The following is a 16,611-nucleotide window of genomic DNA, read 5'->3' as shown; positions in this document are numbered from 1 at the left end:
AGTTTTAAGTGTTAAGCCCACCTTAACACCTGCCCTGCTAGGCCAGTAAGCGGGTGAATAGAAGGTGGTGGAGATGGGTGCGCAATCCAATGCGGCGCCAATCATCATCAAGAAGAAACGTGTATCGGGTGGCGATGCTCACCACGGTGGTGCGTGGAAGGTCGCGTATGCGGACTTTGTCACTGCCATGATGGCGTTCTTCATGTTGATGTGGCTGCTGAATGCAACGACCGAGACGCAACGCAAGGGTCTGGCGGATTATTTTTCGCCCACGATACCGGTCAATCCGGTCTCGGGCGGTGGCGATGGTGCCTTCGGCGGTGACAACATGTTTTCGGAAAAAACCATGGTTATGGATGGATCAGGTGCCAGCAATCGGAACCCCACCGAGGCGAAACAGGCGCGCGGATCAACCGGCGTGGATGCGAAAGGCGGCGGTAAGGGTGCGTTCGAAGATTTCTCGTCGCTTGAGGCGCAGTTGCTGGGGCGCGCTGGGGAAAGCCTGGTGTCCGATAAGATGCGCAAGCACATCGTGACCCGCGTCACCGACGAAGGGCTGGTGGTCGAGCTGTTCGCCACTGAGGATCAACCGTTGTTCGAATCGGGGACAGACACGCCAACCCAAATGATGCGCGCGCTGACACTTTTGGTAGCGCGGTCTTCTGATCTGGTGACAAACGCAATCGCGGTCGAAGGGCATGTGCGGTCTGTGCCTGTCGTGTTGGCGAATAACCCGGTCTGGGATCTGTCGACCGCGCGGGCGCAAAGCACCCGCCAACTGCTGCAGAACAAAGGCATCCAGCCACAGCGGTTGGACCGCGTGACTGGGCACGCGGACCGAGAGCTTTCGGATAAAAACCCCATGGCGATACGCAATAATCGGATTGAGATCATCTTTTTACGCAACCCTTAAGGGGTAAAGGATAGACAGCATTTTAGCTGTTAGCCGGCTGTTAAGGGCCAGTGCGGTACGTGTTGCATCAACGAATGACGCAACAAAAGGGCGTACCGATGACCATATCCTCTTCGCTGAATGCCGGTGTGGCAGCGTTGAAGGCCAACGCCAACAGGCTGGCCACGATCTCTGACAACATCGCCAACTCATCGACATTTGGCTATAAAAGGGTCGAGACCGACTTTCACTCCATGGTCACGTCTGGTCAGGGCGGCAGCTATTCGGCAGGCGGGGTCAGAACCACCAGCCAACGCCTGATAGATCAGCGCGGATCGCTGGTAACCACCAACAATTCAACCGATCTGGCCGTGCGCGGTAGAGGCATGCTGCCTGTCCGTCCCAGTTCGCAGATCGCGTCAGGTTCAAATGAGATGCTGCTGACCACGACAGGCTCATTCCGCACCAATGAGGAGGGATATCTGGTCACACAATCCGGCCTTGTACTTCTTGGCTGGCGTGCCAATCCAGATGGCTCGATCCCCAGCGTCCCGAGGGATACGCCCGCCGCTCTGGAACCCATTCAGCTAAGCGTTAATCAACTTTCGGGCGCCCCCACAACATCCATGAACCTGCGGATGAACCTGCCTGCAACAGCGACCGACGCCGGTGCTCCGGGTGACACGCAGCCCTTGTCGGTCGAGTATTTTGACAATTTGGGCAAGTCTGAAAGCGTCGATATCGAATTGGTCCCCACCGTTCCTGCAACCGGCAGCAGCAATGAATGGACCATGACATTGCGCGATTCAGCCTCGGGCGGCGCTGTCATCGGAGAATATACCCTGACCTTCACCGATAGCCGTACAGCCGGTGGTACACTAGCCAGCGTCACCGCCGTGACCGGCGGTGCCTATGACCCGGCAAACGGCAGCGTTGTCGTCAACGTCGCCGGCGGACCGATGGAGATCAACATCGGCCAGATCGGCGATGCGGACGGCATTACACAGCTTTCCGATACCTTTGCTCCGGTTTCGATCACACGCGATGGTTCGGCCGTTGGCACGATGACAAGCGTACAGGTTGATGAGAACGGCTATGTCTATGCTTTCTATGATACTGGGGTCAGCCGCCGGATGTTCCAGATTCCACTGGCCGATGTGCCGAATCCAAACGGTCTGACGGCGTTGGACAGTCAGACCTATGCCCCCTCGCGCGACAGCGGCACCTTTTTCTTATGGAACGCGGGTGAAGGTCCGACAGGCGATCTCGTGTCTTTCGCACGCGAGGAATCGACCACCGATGTCGCCACCGAGTTGACCTCAATGATCCAGACCCAGCGGGCCTATTCCTCAAGCGCCAAGGTCATTCAGACTGTGGATGAGATGCTGCAGGAAACCACCAATATCAAACGCTGATCTGATGATTGATCAACGAAAGGGATGCGTCCGATGAATATGTCGACAGCACTGAACAACGCTCTGGGCGGGCTGAGCGCAGCCAGCCGTGGTGCGGCGGTGGTTTCAGGAAACATCGCCAACGCCTTGACCCCGGGATATGCTCGCAGATCGCTTGAACTGGCGACCAGCGCAGTTTCTGGTAATGGCGTTCGTGTCGTTGGTATCACTCGGCACCAGGATCCGGTACTGATCGCAAACCGCCGTGCGACCGATGCAGACCTGATGGCAGCCAAAACCGTGGCGCAATTTCATTCAAGTTACGAGAAACTGTTGGGGGCAGCCGACGATGCCACTTCGATCTCGGCCAGACTGGCCCAATTCGAAAGCAGCCTGATTACAGCTGCAAGCCTGCCCGGCTCAGCCCAACGGCTGGATCAGGCCGCCCGTGCAGGCGGTACATTGAGCACAGCGCTCAATACAGCGTCCGAAGGGGTGCGGCAAATGCGATCCGATGCGGATCGCACGATAGGCAAACAGGTCGATACGCTGAATCAGACTCTGAAAGACATCGAGAAACTGAATGCTCGTATCCCCGCTGTCCGCAATTCGGGCGGTGATATTGGCGCGCTGTTGGATCATCGTCAGATTCTGGTCGATCAAGTCAACGAGTTGGTGCCTGTCAACGCGATCGCGCGCGATAATGATCAGATTTCCCTTTATTCCGATGGCGGGTTGATCCTGCTGGAAGGAACCGCGGCCGAATTTTCGTTCTCGACCACAGGCGATACCATGCCGCATATGACCGTTGGCAACGGGTTGTTGTCCGGGCTCGAGATCAACGGCCGACCCGTTCGCGTGAGCGGAGAGTTCGCCCAAATCCGAGGCGGCGCATTGATGGCCCAGTTCTCGGTCCGCGACGAACTGACCGTCGAAGCGCAAGCCGATCTGGACGCCGTCGCCCGCGACCTGATCGAGCGCTTTGAAACCACCGGGTTGGACCCGACCGCTGCCGCGACCGATCCGGGCGTCTTCACGGATGACGGCAGCCGCTTTGATTCGGTTTCTGAAACCGGTCTTGCGTCGCGCATCTCACTAAATGTTGTGGTCGACCCGGATGCAGGGGGTGACAGCTGGAGATTACGCGCGGGTCTGGGGGCATTGATCCCCGGTGCGCCGGGTGATGCCAGCCAGTTGCAAGCTTTTGGGGCCGTTCTGACCGACTCGCGCCCGGCCCCCAGCGTGGGGTTTGGGACAGGCACGATGCGCGCGGCCGAGATCGCCGAGGCGTTGCTTTCCAAAGCCGGGGCAAACGCACACACAGCTGACCAGCGCAGCAGTTTTGCAGCAAACGCGCAGCTGGAAATGCAAAAAGTCGTCGCGGAGCAAGGTGTTGACAGTGACGTGGAACTGCAGCGCTTGATGCAGATCGAGCAGGCCTATGCCGCAAACGCACGCATCGTCGCCGTCGTGGATGAACTGATGGATACCCTGTTGAGGTTATGAACATGACACTGAATTCGATCGGGGATCTGGCCCGCGGCCTTACCCTCAGAACTCGCAGCGCCGAGATCAAATCACAAATCGAAACACTGTCGTATGAGATGTCCACCGGCAAGGTGCAGGATATCTCGGGTCGTCTGGGTGGTGATTACTCGCACCTACTGGATCTAGATCGCAGCCTGGAACGGTTGGACGCGCTTTCCATCGCCACCGCCGAGGCGCGGCTATTCACGGACGCAATGCAATTGAGCCTGACAACGCTAAGCGGCTCGGTCGCCGAGATGTCAGCGTCGCTGCTATCATTCGGCACGGCGAACCAGACCGTGACACATGAACAAGCATCGGTTCAGGCACGAAATGAGCTCGACACAATGATCTCAGCCCTGAATACGCGGGCGGGAGGGCGCAGCCTGTATTCCGGAACATCGACTGACGTCTCACCTCTGCCCTCCGCTGAAACATTATTGACAGCGCTGCAGGCCGAATTGATAGGGCTGACCTCCCTAACAGATATCCAACAGGCCGCTGAGGATTGGTTCAACGACCCCGCCGGATTTGATGCGGTGATGTATCAAGGTGGCACAGACACCTTGGCTCCGATGCAGATTTCCGAGAACGAGCGGATCACTCTTCCGATCACTGCGACAGACCCCGCGCTCAAGGACGCTTTGCGCGATGTTGCGGTTGCGGCTCTGGCCACAGATGATGCGCTTGGATGGACACCTGATCTACGAACCGCATTGTTCACGCAACTTGGTGTTGAGTTGGCCAATACACAGGATGCGACGGTCAATTTGCGCGCCCAGGTCGGCGCGGCTGAGGCGCGTGTGGAGCAAGCCGCAACGCGCAACGCCGCCGCAAAGACCAGCGCTGAGCATGCGCGCAATGCGTTGATCGCTGCAGATCCCTATGAGACTGCGGCACAGTTGCAAACCGTGCAGTTCCAACTGGAGAGTCTGTATTCCGTGACCGTTCGCAATGCCAACCTGTCACTGGTGAATTTCTTAAGATGAAGATACTCGTATTCCTTTTGATAGCCTTACCCTGCATTGCCAATGCGGGGGCCATACGCCTGAAAGATCTGGTGGATTTCGATGGTGTCCGCGGCAATGATCTGGTTGGCTACGGCCTTGTGGTTGGCCTGAATGGCACCGGCGACGGCTTGCGCAATTCTCCGTTCACCGAAGAGATTATGTCCAACATTCTCGAACGGCTGGGCGTAAACGTGAATGGCGAAGATTTTCGCCCCAAAAACGTCGCCGCCGTTTTGGTCACCGCCACCCTACCACCCTTCGCGCGCGTCGGCGGTCAGATTGACGTCACCGTCTCTGCCATTGGAGATTCCAAAGGACTTCTTGGGGGGACATTGATCATGACACCCCTGAATGCAGCAGATGGTCAGATTTATGCCGTGGCGCAAGGGACAGTGCTAGCCGGAGGCGCTGCGGTTGAAGGCGAAGCAGCGTCGGTTGTAAGCGGGGTGCCGACATCGGGCGTCATACCCTCGGGCGCGCGTGTAGAGCGCGAGATCGATTTTCAGCTTGCTGATTTGACTCAATTCAGACTGGCGCTGAGAGAACCGGATTTCACGACCGCAAGCCGCATTGAGGCCGCCATCAACAGAGAATTCAACCGCGCCGTCGCACTCATGCGCGATTCCGGCACTGTGGAGTTGAGCATTGAGGCGACGCGGGCCGTATCAACCGCGCATGCGATTGGACGTATTGAAAACATACTGGTCGAACCCGAAAGCAAGGCCCGCGTCGTGGTGGATCAGAGATCCGGCACAATTGTTATGGGTCGGGACGTCAGGATTTCACGCGTCGCGGTATCGCAGGGCAACTTGACCCTCACGGTCGAGGAAGCCCCGATTGCTGTTCAGCCAAATCCGTTTGCGCGAGGCGAAACAGTCGTTGTTCCGCGCACCTACGCTGGGATCGAAGAGGAAGAAGGAACGGGGCTTGCAGAAATCCCCGAGGCAACCACCTTGTCCGAAGTGGTCGCCGGGTTGAACGCCTTGGGCGTGTCGCCACGCGATATGATCGACATCCTGAAAACCATCAAAGCTGCCGGGGCACTTCATGCAGAGTTCATCGTGAGATGAGCAGTCAGACCACAGCGCACGCCTTTTGGTGTACCACTTTACTTGGATTTCCAACTGTCCAGCCAGCGGCGAAAGCCCTTGCGCTTTTCATCTATTGCATCACCAGCGGCGTAAAGACCATCTTCCATGTTCTCCAAAACAGGATCGATCTTCTTTTGCCGAAACCGCCGCCATCGAACCCAGATGGCCCAAACCAGCGCAGCAAACACAGTCAGGAAGACGATATTGAACCACGGGATGATGCGGACATCCGGCCCCTCAACATGCCGGATGAAAATTGCGTTGGGAAAAATCGACATGAACTCATTGCGCCAGCCGTAATGCGTTACGACCACCCAATCGGGGTTATCTTTGGTCGACTTGGCATCGTTGGCCTCGGTGTAAAGATTCGCAGTGTCGAACTTGAAATAAGGCGGCCAGCCCCAACCGGTGTCTTCGTTGCGATAGACAATGGGCTTCCCGTTGGCGCGTACGGCCTGAATGAACTGTACATCGCGGTTTGACAGGCTGGTGGATTGATCTTCAGGCTCGGACCAGAAAATTCGCGTCCAGTCCGTCAGGTCCTGACGTTCCTCATAGGTGTTGACGATCCGCACCACATCGTGCTGCGGTAAGGAATACTGCAAGATCACGGCGATCGTGCCCCAGAAGATGATAATGAACGCCCATTTCACATAGGCCATGCCTTAACCCTCACATGTAATTCACGATGTAGATCAGCGCGCCAATCGCCACCCAAGGTACAATATAGACACCCAAAATCAGTTTGCGCCGGAATGAGTTGTCGTAGACGTGCAAACCACGCGCAACAAACGCTTCTTTGTTACCGGTTTTGCCCTTTTCGTCCCACCACGTCTCCAACTTTCGCCGCCTAACTCCTCGCGAATAAAAGGACAGCGCGAAATAGGCAATCGTCTGGATCACCAGCAGGATCAGAAACAGGCGCATCGCTCCGAACATCTTAATCTCTCCTGACCGCGCCCCAAGGGCCGACCCGTGCGATCACTGTTTCGCTGACCCGGTCATTGCCGGTCATATCCGGTTCATGACCAAATAGAGCCGCCCGCGCACCAGCCTTGTCCACCTGATACTCGCGGGCAAGGAAGTCGGCAACATAGGCTTTCTTGGTCTCGGGCCAGGTCCTGTAAGTACTATAAAACAATTCCTTGTGGCAGATGAACATCTGCCGCGGATCCAGCGGAGCCAATTCGGTCAACAGCATATTCACCAGATCGCGGTTCGGCGTATCGGCTGCGCGCAATGTGTAGAAATAAGCGGGATGATCCGAGGTGATGCGTGGCCAGCGCCCGCCATCCGTCGCCCAGCGCAACAGTTGTGCGAGGCCGTGATACGCCTCGGGTAGGCGATCGGCGTGATTGCGGGCCAGTCGTCGCATATCGCTGCGATCCAGCCCGCTCAGATCAACATCTGCGTCAGCAGCCGCAGCAATGGTCAGAAAGTCCATCTTCTGTTGTAAGATCGCTGCGGCATCCACGCCGCGCGCCTTAACGATAGGTTCAACCAGATCGTTGTAGTCGAGAAACTTGGCAATCTGGTTCCGCTGCGACGGGTCAAAAATATATTTGATCGGCATATCGTCAGGCTTTTCGCCCATGCAAATCGCCGCCGGGTGATCCATATCCGGGAACAGGTAGAGCCCGCCAAAGTGTGCCGTCCAGAAGTTGCGCTGCTCGAAAGCGGTATGGCGCAGGCGCACCGGATTGCGCGTTACGTCGCCAGTTTCTTTGGCGGTTTCGATCATCTTGGCGATCAGCACATCGTCGAACCAAGCGTCCTCTTCGGTTTTGAAGCGTTCGACCATGCCCGCCAGTTGTTGCGCTTTGCGCAGAGTGCCGCCTGCGGTGTCTGCCTCGATCTCGATCTTGCTCAGGTTCAACAGGTCGCGCGGCGTGCTGAGTTTGATGACTGAGTTCACCAGCTCTCCGGCCACCGCATCGGTGGCGGTCAAGGCAAACAACTGTGCCTCGTTCATCTCGATGAATTCGCGCAGAATATCGCGCGAGGTCGAGAATTTGACGTTCAACAGAGGCGCGCGTTTCTGCTCGGTCGTCAGCAAGATGAACTGCCGGTTGACCCCGTTGGGGTTGAGGTAAAGCTCGTCCTCCAGCTCAATCCCCACCTCCGGCGAATAGCCCGAGATATCGACATGAAAATCCGTCAGAGCCGTGGTCTTGCCCGCCAGATGCTGCAGCGCGCGGTTATACCGCTCGACCAGAGCCGGGCTGGAGATGTGTACGAGATTGCCGAACATCAGGCCTTTTTCGATGAGGCGGATCATTCGTCGCTCCGAAAAAATACAGGCATCACCGCGTCGCTATCAACTACAATGAATTTAGGTTCTACGAAGTAACTTGTCTCTCTCGCCACCTTTTCCACTTTGTTCAGTACGAAACCAATCAATTCCGATTGTAGTTTCATGATCAGAAAAACGACTTGTGAAGACCACTCTAACCAACTCTTCCCAAGCTTTTCTGGATCTTCGAATTTCTTGTCCCCATCAGAAAATCGCTTCAAGCGCTCCACGAACATCAGTTGTTCTCCCAAAACGCTATACGAATTACAGTCTAGAGGGTTTAGGTATACTGACGCATCCGCGTCTTCCGGTAGCTTATCGGCATTCTTTTTGGCTGTTTTTAATTTGTAGTGAAAGCTTATTTCGTTTCTTATGTTTTGATTCTTAGAGTGACCGTCAGACAGCTTTAATTCTTTGATTTCTTTCTCTTTATTTTGAAATAAACCAAAAATCTCAGAATCTGTCGATTTAGCTTTCTTACTTACTTGTTCGAGGAAATCATGAGCCTCAAATGCCTTTGAAGTTAAGGTTCTAAGAACCACATGGTATTGCAAATCAGCCGCAAACTTTACCGGGCCAATGTCGTCAACCTGCTGCTCAGTGAGTCTCAGGAATCGCGAAAAAACATTTAGTTCGTTACAGATAAAAGAAAGAGTACCAAGAACGGCCACCTCTTCTCTGGTCATCCAACTAAGGTCGGATTTTGTTAGTCGAAATTCATTGAAATGTAATGGACCTTCGCTCACCCTTTCCCCTCCAAATACCGCCGCTTGGCCTCTTCCATCCGGCCCATCTCTCGGACGGCGTCTTCGATGGCGACCTCGTCGCTCTTGTCGGCATAGCGGAACTCGCTGTCGGCATATCGGTTGATCTCTTGGATCACCATCTCAACCGTGATCGGCTGGCGCAGGTCCTCGATCATGGCCTTCTTGGTGTCGTAGTCACGGAACAGGAACAGGTTGGGGTTTTCCATCCATTCGTCGGGCAGTTCGAAATCCATCGCGCGGACCTTGACCGCGTCGGTGATGTTCTTGATGGCGCGGCCGGTGAACCGCTCATCCGCCTGCTGGATCGCCTTGAGGTAGGTGCCTAGCTTAGCAATCGTGTCCATCTGGCCGATATCGCCTGAAACGCGGCTATAGACCTGCAGCAGAGCGTCTTCATGCGGGCGGGAGTGGCTTTCGAAACTGGCGGCGACGGCCTTTTTGATTTCCTGCGCGGCATAAGCCTCATGCTCGCCCAGCGGAATGTCGTGGTTGCGGCCCATCAGCAGGTGCAGGATGTCGATGTAATCCTCGCGCGTTTGCGGCCCGTCCACCAGAAACCGCGCGCCCGCCCGCTGGCGTAGGGCGTCATCCACATTCTCGGGGTAGTTCGAGAACATGCCAAAGGTGCAGTTGCCGCGCACGACAGTGTTGGCGCCTGCAAAGCTCTCCATCAGCACGGCGGTGATTTCCAGCTGCCCGGCTGACGACTGCCGATCGCCGCGCTTGCCAGCCAGCTGGTCGATATCGTCGATGGTGCCGAAACCGATGACCGAAGGGTCGATGATCGTATTGATAAATGCCTTGGCGTTCTGGCCGGATTTACCCTGATAGCTGTCAATATTGTCGGTGCTCAGGTTCTGATAGCGAAACGGATAGCCCGCGTTCTGGCAATAATCGTTGATCAGCCCCGCCATCATCTGGATCAGGGTGGTCTTGCCCGTGCCGGGTTTGCCATCCCCCATGAAAGTGAAGATGAACCCGCCAAGCTCAGCAAACGGGTTCAGGCGGCGTTCAAAATCATAGGCCATGACCATCTTGGCCAGCTTCATCGCCTGATACTTGGCGATGTGGTTGCCGACCACCTCGTTTGGTTTCTTGAACGTCATGGTCAGGGTGGTGGATTTGGCCTTTGATGCCGGTTCGAAACCCCGGATGGTCAGATCATCTGCCTCGATACGCCAAGCGGCACTCTGGAACGGTGCCAGATGGCCTGCGGACTGGGCGCGTAGAGCGACCTTTTCCAACAGTTGCTCGGCATAGGCGCTGGTGGCCGCGATCAGGTGGGCATCATCGGGGGCGTGTTTGGCAAGGGTCTGGTCCAACTCCCACAGCGCGCCGTGCAAGGCGAGTTGGCCGTTGTCGGTCAGGACCTCTTCGATCTCACCGATATCGACAGTGGTCTCTCCCAGATGCGAGGACATCAAGTACGCCAGCGCATTGCCGAAGGTGTGCGAGGTGATCAGAGCCTCGGCAGTCAGCAGTTCCGAGAATTCGGTCTTTCGCGCGGCGGGCAAATCGCCCGCAAGGTTCGCGCGTTTCAAATCTGCCAACGGTGTCTGTTCGGCGTAGGCCTCGCTCACCGCCAGAGCGATGGCAACCGCACGGCGGATTGCCTGCTGCGTTGTGGCCTGCGGTGGCGAGACCAGCGCATCGCCATCATCCGAGGCTTCGATCCGTTCGACCAAATGCACCCCGTCTGCGCGCACTGTGCGCCGTGTCACCAAACCCGGCGTGGTGGATCGAAACCTCCGTCCGGTCGACACCCCCGGCGACCGTTCCGTCGACGTCTCCACCGCCTTGGCAATCCGCGGCGCGTGTTCGAACCCATTCAGCAAGGCGGTCGCTGCCGGGTAATGCTTGCGAATATCCGCCTCGCGCAATTCCATCTGATCTGACGTCAAACTCATCTCAAAAACCGCCCTTGATTCATCTTTTTCAAAAATACTCTCGCCGAAGGCGAAACTAATACCTCAACACCTGCCCTGACTTGCTGACCACGAACTTGCGCACATCGGCAAACCCTGGAGGGTTACGCTCGGCCAGCACCTGAAACGGACGCTGGGGCAAGATGATCGACCGTTGGGTGCGTGTGGCCCCGGTTTCGGCCCCTTGCGCGCCGAATGGGTCGAGCGCAAAAACCTCGCGTTCGACGGTCGAGAACCATCCGGCCCGCTCTTCGATCACCTCTTCGCTTTCCAACTCTTCTGTGGTCCAGGCCAGCGCCCAGTCTTGACCTTGCGGAGATTGCGCATCCTCCAGCACCTGCCGCAGGGGGCCGGATTGTTCGGTATAGGCCGAGGAATACATTGGCCCCACATGAATGCGGCGCAGGTGTTTGGGGTGCAGGTCGTCGAAATCCTGATCGAACCCTTTGGCTATGGTCACCAGTTTCAACCCGCCCAGAGACTGCGCCATCAGATGCGCCTGCACTTCGGGCCAGCGGCGCTGGTCTTTCGGCAAAGCTGTCTTGCCGCTGTCCTCAAGCTGCATCAGATAGATGACGGGCAGGTTGATCTGGCTGTCATAGACCGCCCAGTGGATCATGAACTTGCGCCGTTCGCCCTCATTCCCGATCCAGTGACATTCGGGATCATTGCGGGCCCAGAACAGCTGACCCTTCAGCAATTCCTCATAATAGAGCCTTTGGGACAGCGCGAATTGCAGCTTGGTCGGGATCTCCTGATCACCGATGATCGTGCGGACCATGTCGGTTTTCAGATCATCCTCGGAGGGCATATTCGCCAGATGCACCTGCGCCTGCTGCGCGTCGTTGGCCATAGTCAGCAGCTCGGCCGCCACCGGAAACCCGCTGTCACGCTTGTCTATGGCGAGGCTGCCAAAGAACCGCCCCGTGTCGCGTCCGACCAGCAGGTATTTCATGGATAGCGCGCGGAAGGTGTAGAGCAGCCCCGAGAGGTAGCGCGACACGATCCGCACCTCTTGCTTGCTGATCTCACCCTCAGCCTCCATCGTCGCGGCCACGCGTAGGAGGTGGACGGTGATGACCTCGAATTTGCGGAAATAGCGGCGCGAGGCGAAGGTGTCGGTCAGGCCGACATGGTCTTGGGTGGGATTAACTTCGACCACGAATGAACTCTCTATATCTGGTCCAATCTTGCGCAAAACATCCGAAACGATCTCGTACCAAGCGTGTCGCTTGGATCATCGACATACCGTTTTTTCGAAGGATGGCTTCGTTCAAGTTGACCAAAGCCATCCAAATAGCTGGCAGCCAAATGCGAACAATAAAATAAATGTAGGCCGGTAACATCAGAGCACCGAACAATACGGCTAAACCTTCAACGAAACCGTCATTGGGCAAACCTAGAAAAGCCAGGACCCAAACAGTCAACGTGAAGACGGCCAGCACTACCCCCAATGCCACAACGAACACGAGCATTGGACCGAATATCAGAATGATAGAGGCCATTTACGCCCCATACAAATTCTTATCATGCTTCTCGACAATCGAGGCAAAGCGCCGCGCGAACCGCTCATCCGCCTTGGCCTTTTTCTCCAGCACGTCGCGGGCAAAGACCATGTGGTCCTCATGCGCCTCAAGCATGTCGGCCATTTTCTGGTTGGTCGCGGTGCCGATGGCGGCCATGGCGGTCTGAGCCTCTTGGTCGGTTTGTACGCCGATCTCGTTGATGCGGTGGGCCACGTCCTGTTGCTGCGCGGTTTTCAAAGACTTGGTCAGGGCGTCATACAGCACCACGCGCTGTTGCGTGTCTGTCTGCAGCTTGTTGATCAGCACCATCTGCGTCGCCGCCTGGTTTTGCAGTGAGTCGACCCAGGTTTTGCCCTTTTCGATATAGCGTTCCAGCGTCTGAGACTTGGCCAGCTTGACCTGCTCTTCCTGAACCTTGGCGTTGTATTGCTTGTTCAGCTCGGCCAGTTCAGTTTCCAGCTGGGTCCGCGCGGCGGCGTCCTGTTCGACGCTGATTTTGTTTTCCAGCGTGATGATTGTCGGGTCCATACCCTGAATCTCGGCGCGCAGTGCTTCCAACTCGGCCACCGTCGCCTCACGGTCATCCAGCGTGACAGTCAGGTTGTCTTCGACCTTGACGCGCTGTTCCTCCAGTACCGACAACTGCCCTTCCAGCAATTTTACGATCACATCGGACTTGGCGATCAGGTCCTGCAGCTTGTCATCAATATTGGCGGTGCGCATGCGTTCCTGCCGCATGGACTCGGATTTGGCCTTGGCGAAGATGCCGACGAACGACTCCCACCCGGTTTTCGAACGCATTTCGTCGAAATCCTTGGAAAACGCGTTGGTCACGTCGTCGAGCCCCATGATCAGCTCAGCGATGTTGGCGTTCATCACCTCGGTATGGGCGTGCACATCTTCCAAAGTGGCATTTTCAATGTCGATATCTGCCTCTGCGGTTCCGATCTTGGCACGCGCCGCTTCGATCCGTGAGGTCAAGCCTTCAATCTGCGACTGGCTTTCGCGGACTTTCTGTTGCGTCTCTTGAATCAATGCTTCGAATTGCTGGTTCGACATCTGCTATCCCTATTCTTCTTATCATCCAATGACATAGGGAATGTTATGGCAATTTACATCCCCTTGGGCCTCCAAATCACCAAGACTGTGACAAACTCGACGCTAAAAAGATAGACGCAGAGACAAGGCCGAGACACATTGCCTACTGGTTTTCAGAAGGGAAAATAGAAGCTCTTGGATTTCTTAAGTTGAAGCTGCCGATGGCAAGCTCAGTAGTTCGAATACCGGAAATTGACCACAGCATCATCTTGAATAGCGCAATGGGCTTTTATGTGGCTCCGCGCATCATTGCTGTCCTTCGAGCGCGCGACCTCCAAATCAATCAGATCGATGCCATCAGAATTCGTCGTATAGGAAAGCGTCCGCTCAAAATCGACGGCATAGTAGCCTTGATTGCTCATGGCGGTGTGGGTCCGATGCATACAAAGCCCGATCGCATTCTCCTCGGGCGAAACATGCGGGTGCTTCTGATATTTTGATCCGTGCTTGTGATGGTGTTTGGCGATCGACGCTCCCAGCACACCCAACGCGACCCCAGCAATAAGCGCTCCGGTATCGTTGGCACGGGTTGGTGTCGCGGTCAGTGTGGTCGATGCAACTACGGCACAGACTATAGCGGCAATATCGGATTTCATTCGCATCTATTTCGTCTCCCTCTGAAGGCAGTGAACAAAATTCAGTTCATTGAAGTGTTCCAGAAGAGACTAGCCTGACGACCTAAACTATTGCCAGATTTTCGTGAAAACGTGTTGCCCACCATGTCCGTGTTGCGATGGATACAACTTCGCCCCGCGCCTGGAGGAACGCGGGGCGTGTGGTGCGACAATCCAGAGAGGCGGGACTGTCGCTAAGTGATCAACAGCCTCAGTTCACGGCTTTGGCGTCAACCACGTCCTTTTCAATGGCCTTGCCAGACGAAATTTCGATCCGGCGCGGTTTCAGCGCTTCTGGCACTTCGCGCTTCAGATCGATGTTCAGCATGCCGTTTTCATGGCTCGCGCCGGTGACACGAACGTGGTCGGCCAGAGCAAAGCGGCGCTCGAACGCGCGGGTGGCGATGCCACGGTGCAGGTAGCTGCGCTCTTTTTCGTCCGAAGCTTTCTTGCCGGAAACCACCAGAGAATTTTCCTTTACCTCAACCGACAGATCGGCCTCGGAAAACCCTGCAACAGCGACCGAAATGCGGTAGGTATCAGCATCGGTCTTTTCGATGTTGTAAGGGGGATAGCTGGGCTGAGCCACGTCATTGGTCAAAACCCGGTCCATCATGTCTGCAATCTGGTCGAAACCGATGGTTGCGCGGTGAAGTGGTGCGAAGTCAAATGTACGCATGTCGTATCCTCATCTTTGAGCGATTCACGAAATTGCCCTCCGAAATGGACGGGCGGTGATTTATGCCGGACCCCAGCTTTGGCGATCCAGTAAAACTCAGATGGGAAGTAAAAGGACTGGGTTCAAGACCCGCCCGCGCTGAGGAATTTAGCACCCGAATTGGACTTGGCTGAACCCGGCTGCAATCTGCGGATTGTTGCCGTGGGTCGGGGCGCGTCACGACGCAATATCGCCTTGAGTTCCGAGACAATCCCCGACAGCTCCATCCCGTAGCCGATCTTGCGTTGACCATCCGATGCGCCCGCCGAAACAACCGACAGGATCTGCCAACGCGGGCCTTTTTTTGCTAAAATAGCGGAGCCCGACGAACCGAATGTAATATCGCAATCAAAGCTGATCAGCCCCTGCCCGCGTTGCAGGATGCGGCAAGAGCGTTGGCGCGTGATCGCCTCGGCCCGACCGCGACCATACGAGGCGACGCTGATTTCGCTGTCGCTGACGCGGCCGCTGTGCAGTGCGAACGGATCAGCAATCGAATAGGGAATCGGCTCTTCCAGCCGCATTAGAGCCACATCAATTCGAACACGTGACGCCGATACCGGCGCATTGGCAACAAAATCGGGATGGGTCGCAATCTGGATGACCTTGCGATCCGCAAGCGCCTGACCGTCGCTCAAACCGGCGCGAAAGGTCAATTCACCGGGGGCATAGGGTTTTCCGGTGGCCTTGCTCACAGCGCAATGCGCCGCTGTCAGCACGATGTCCTTTGCGATCAAAGTACCGGTGCAAAAGCCCTGTTCGCCGATATCCAGACGTCCGACCGCCTCCCACCCATACAGATCATCGCGATCCGTCAGTCGGCGCTTGCTGCTGGTCTGGGCCTGCGCGGCAGTTACGAGAATAGAAACAAGCAAGGTGATACTTAGAAAAACACGCATCATGGCTTAAGGAACTTTGCTCCGAGGTTTTTGGTGTTGTTGTCCAATGTGGCGTTCATACCCCGCCCCTGCGAAAGCTCGGCCCGCAACAATTCCAGCGATTCATCCAAGGCGGTGCCCAGCGCAACGCGTTGACCCTGCAATTCGGCCTTCGCTGCAACGACCGACACAATGCGTGGCCGCTCGCCGTCAAACGAAAAGATCGGCGCGCCGGATGCCCCGAAATCCACGTTGCAGGACATAACCAGAATTCCAGCCTGTCGCCCAATGACGGAACAGACTTCCTGCAATGCTGGCGCTTCGGCGCGGTCATGCGCGTACGAGACAACCCCCACCTCTTGACCGCGGGCAGGACGGCGTCCGGTTTCGAAAGGAATGACCGAGGTGTTGCGGATCGGCTGCCACAGCTCGATCAGCGCAATATCATGACGCACCCGCGTTGCAGAAACATTGCCTTCATAAACATAGTCGGGGTGAACCACTGTTCGACGCGCCGGACGATAAGCCGAGGCGGAACCAAGGCGCCAACCGGCCAGAAACTCGATCCGGGCCGGATTAATTCGCTGTTTCGTGGTTTTATCGTACAGACAATGCGCAGCCGTCAGTACCAGAGTCGGAGATATCAGCGATCCGGTACAAAACCCGGTGCCGTCGATATCCAGCCGACCAACTGCCATCCACTCGCGCCCAGCATCGGTGGTTTCCAGGCTCCTAAGCCCAGTATCCTGCGCCTGTCCTGCCAAGGGCAGCAAGCTGAAGACAATAGCCGTGATCCAGTTGCGCACGCGGGTCTCCGGTCATGGGGTCCGACCAAGATTCGTATGCCGTTGGTGCGGCGAAAATAGGGCAATTGCCCC

The 16,611-nt window shown here is 56.4% G+C and carries 17 protein-coding genes; 5 read left to right on the top strand and 12 right to left on the bottom strand.

Features of this window, described 5'->3' with window-relative positions:
• The first annotated feature begins 73 nt into the window (after positions 1-73).
• The 5 genes from ACR0L9_RS18640 to ACR0L9_RS18620 all read left to right on the top strand — a co-directional run bounded on the left by ACR0L9_RS18640 (position 74) and on the right by ACR0L9_RS18620 (position 5,893).
• On the top strand, positions 74-913 hold the full coding sequence (locus tag ACR0L9_RS18640; RefSeq protein WP_480736704.1) for a flagellar motor protein MotB: 840 nt from the start codon (positions 74-76) through the stop codon (positions 911-913).
• Between the two features lie 98 nt (positions 914-1,011).
• Entirely contained in the window at positions 1,012-2,307 is a 1,296-nt protein-coding gene (locus tag ACR0L9_RS18635) for a flagellar hook protein FlgE (RefSeq protein ID WP_255611994.1), read from the top strand.
• A gap of 33 nt (positions 2,308-2,340) precedes the next feature.
• Positions 2,341-3,792 (top strand): flagellar hook-associated protein FlgK, encoded by a 1,452-nt coding sequence (gene flgK, locus ACR0L9_RS18630; protein WP_480763268.1) that lies wholly within the window; start codon positions 2,341-2,343, stop codon positions 3,790-3,792.
• A gap of 2 nt (positions 3,793-3,794) precedes the next feature.
• Entirely contained in the window at positions 3,795-4,802 is a 1,008-nt protein-coding gene (locus tag ACR0L9_RS18625) for a flagellin (protein WP_480896385.1), read from the top strand.
• Positions 4,799-5,893, top strand: a complete 1,095-nt coding sequence (locus ACR0L9_RS18620) for a flagellar basal body P-ring protein FlgI (RefSeq protein WP_170515447.1) — start codon at positions 4,799-4,801, stop codon at positions 5,891-5,893. Before ACR0L9_RS18625 ends, ACR0L9_RS18620 begins: the two co-directional genes overlap by 4 nt.
• Positions 5,894-5,931: 38 nt before the next feature.
• On the opposite strand, the gene ACR0L9_RS18615 is transcribed toward ACR0L9_RS18620, so the two are convergent.
• From ACR0L9_RS18615 to ACR0L9_RS18560, 12 genes are all read right to left on the bottom strand, one after another.
• A complete protein-coding gene (locus tag ACR0L9_RS18615) occupies positions 5,932-6,576 on the bottom strand; it encodes a DUF1523 family protein (RefSeq protein WP_170395244.1) in 645 nt (214 codons plus the stop codon).
• A 10-nt stretch (positions 6,577-6,586) separates the two neighbouring features.
• Positions 6,587-6,853, bottom strand: a complete 267-nt coding sequence (locus ACR0L9_RS18610; protein ID WP_170395242.1) for a hypothetical protein — start codon at positions 6,851-6,853, stop codon at positions 6,587-6,589.
• Between the two features lies 1 nt (position 6,854).
• Entirely contained in the window at positions 6,855-8,192 is a 1,338-nt protein-coding gene (locus ACR0L9_RS18605; RefSeq protein WP_480896384.1) for a DUF6638 family protein, read from the bottom strand.
• Positions 8,189-8,893, bottom strand: coding sequence for a hypothetical protein (locus ACR0L9_RS18600; RefSeq protein ID WP_170818484.1), 705 nt, complete (start codon positions 8,891-8,893; stop codon positions 8,189-8,191). Before ACR0L9_RS18600 ends, ACR0L9_RS18605 begins: the two co-directional genes overlap by 4 nt.
• Positions 8,894-8,949: 56 nt before the next feature.
• Complete coding sequence (locus ACR0L9_RS18595) at positions 8,950-10,881, bottom strand: AAA family ATPase (RefSeq protein ID WP_480896383.1); 1,932 nt, start codon at positions 10,879-10,881, stop codon at positions 8,950-8,952.
• Between the two features lie 55 nt (positions 10,882-10,936).
• A complete protein-coding gene (locus tag ACR0L9_RS18590) occupies positions 10,937-12,061 on the bottom strand; it encodes a hypothetical protein (RefSeq protein ID WP_480896382.1) in 1,125 nt (374 codons plus the stop codon).
• Positions 12,048-12,404: a hypothetical protein gene (locus ACR0L9_RS18585; protein WP_170395215.1), complete on the bottom strand. Its 357-nt coding sequence runs from the start codon at positions 12,402-12,404 to the stop codon at positions 12,048-12,050. Before ACR0L9_RS18585 ends, ACR0L9_RS18590 begins: the two co-directional genes overlap by 14 nt.
• A complete protein-coding gene (locus tag ACR0L9_RS18580; RefSeq protein ID WP_480896381.1) occupies positions 12,405-13,484 on the bottom strand; it encodes a hypothetical protein in 1,080 nt (359 codons plus the stop codon). It abuts the gene before it with no gap.
• A gap of 209 nt (positions 13,485-13,693) precedes the next feature.
• Positions 13,694-14,125, bottom strand: a complete 432-nt coding sequence (locus ACR0L9_RS18575; RefSeq protein ID WP_480896380.1) for a hypothetical protein — start codon at positions 14,123-14,125, stop codon at positions 13,694-13,696.
• Positions 14,126-14,348: 223 nt separating this feature from the next.
• Positions 14,349-14,816 carry an Hsp20 family protein gene (locus tag ACR0L9_RS18570; protein ID WP_170395206.1) on the bottom strand — a complete coding sequence of 156 codons (468 nt, stop codon included), beginning with the start codon at positions 14,814-14,816 and terminating at the stop codon, positions 14,349-14,351.
• 122 nt (positions 14,817-14,938) lie between these two features.
• Positions 14,939-15,757 carry a trypsin-like serine peptidase gene (locus ACR0L9_RS18565; RefSeq protein WP_480856235.1) on the bottom strand — a complete coding sequence of 273 codons (819 nt, stop codon included), beginning with the start codon at positions 15,755-15,757 and terminating at the stop codon, positions 14,939-14,941.
• Complete coding sequence (locus ACR0L9_RS18560; RefSeq protein ID WP_170423291.1) at positions 15,754-16,539, bottom strand: trypsin-like serine peptidase; 786 nt, start codon at positions 16,537-16,539, stop codon at positions 15,754-15,756. Before ACR0L9_RS18560 ends, ACR0L9_RS18565 begins: the two co-directional genes overlap by 4 nt.
• Between the last annotated feature and the right edge of the window lie 72 nt (positions 16,540-16,611).

It is taken from the genome of Ruegeria sp. I3 (assembly GCF_056532525.1).
This window is presented reverse-complemented; position numbering and strand designations above follow the sequence as displayed.

Excerpts from the sequence above, each read along its gene's own strand:
- ACR0L9_RS18570 (WP_170395206.1), bottom strand. The coding sequence starts at position 14,816 with ATGCGTACATTTGACTTCGCACCACTTCACCGCGCAACCATCGGTTTC.
- ACR0L9_RS18600 (WP_170818484.1), bottom strand. The coding sequence starts at position 8,893 with ATGACCAGAGAAGAGGTGGCCGTTCTTGGTACTCTTTCTTTTATCTGT.
- ACR0L9_RS18640 (WP_480736704.1), top strand. The coding sequence starts at position 74 with ATGGGTGCGCAATCCAATGCGGCGCCAATCATCATCAAGAAGAAACGT.
- ACR0L9_RS18620 (WP_170515447.1), top strand. The coding sequence starts at position 4,799 with ATGAAGATACTCGTATTCCTTTTGATAGCCTTACCCTGCATTGCCAAT.
- flgK (WP_480763268.1), top strand. The coding sequence starts at position 2,341 with ATGAATATGTCGACAGCACTGAACAACGCTCTGGGCGGGCTGAGCGCA.
- ACR0L9_RS18615 (WP_170395244.1), bottom strand. The coding sequence starts at position 6,576 with ATGGCCTATGTGAAATGGGCGTTCATTATCATCTTCTGGGGCACGATC.
- ACR0L9_RS18580 (WP_480896381.1), bottom strand. The coding sequence starts at position 13,484 with ATGTCGAACCAGCAATTCGAAGCATTGATTCAAGAGACGCAACAGAAA.
- ACR0L9_RS18585 (WP_170395215.1), bottom strand. The coding sequence starts at position 12,404 with ATGGCCTCTATCATTCTGATATTCGGTCCAATGCTCGTGTTCGTTGTG.
- ACR0L9_RS18605 (WP_480896384.1), bottom strand. The coding sequence starts at position 8,192 with ATGATCCGCCTCATCGAAAAAGGCCTGATGTTCGGCAATCTCGTACAC.
- ACR0L9_RS18610 (WP_170395242.1), bottom strand. The coding sequence starts at position 6,853 with ATGTTCGGAGCGATGCGCCTGTTTCTGATCCTGCTGGTGATCCAGACG.
- ACR0L9_RS18565 (WP_480856235.1), bottom strand. The coding sequence starts at position 15,757 with ATGATGCGTGTTTTTCTAAGTATCACCTTGCTTGTTTCTATTCTCGTA.
- ACR0L9_RS18635 (WP_255611994.1), top strand. The coding sequence starts at position 1,012 with ATGACCATATCCTCTTCGCTGAATGCCGGTGTGGCAGCGTTGAAGGCC.
- ACR0L9_RS18625 (WP_480896385.1), top strand. The coding sequence starts at position 3,795 with ATGACACTGAATTCGATCGGGGATCTGGCCCGCGGCCTTACCCTCAGA.
- ACR0L9_RS18595 (WP_480896383.1), bottom strand. The coding sequence starts at position 10,881 with ATGAGTTTGACGTCAGATCAGATGGAATTGCGCGAGGCGGATATTCGC.
- ACR0L9_RS18575 (WP_480896380.1), bottom strand. The coding sequence starts at position 14,125 with ATGCGAATGAAATCCGATATTGCCGCTATAGTCTGTGCCGTAGTTGCA.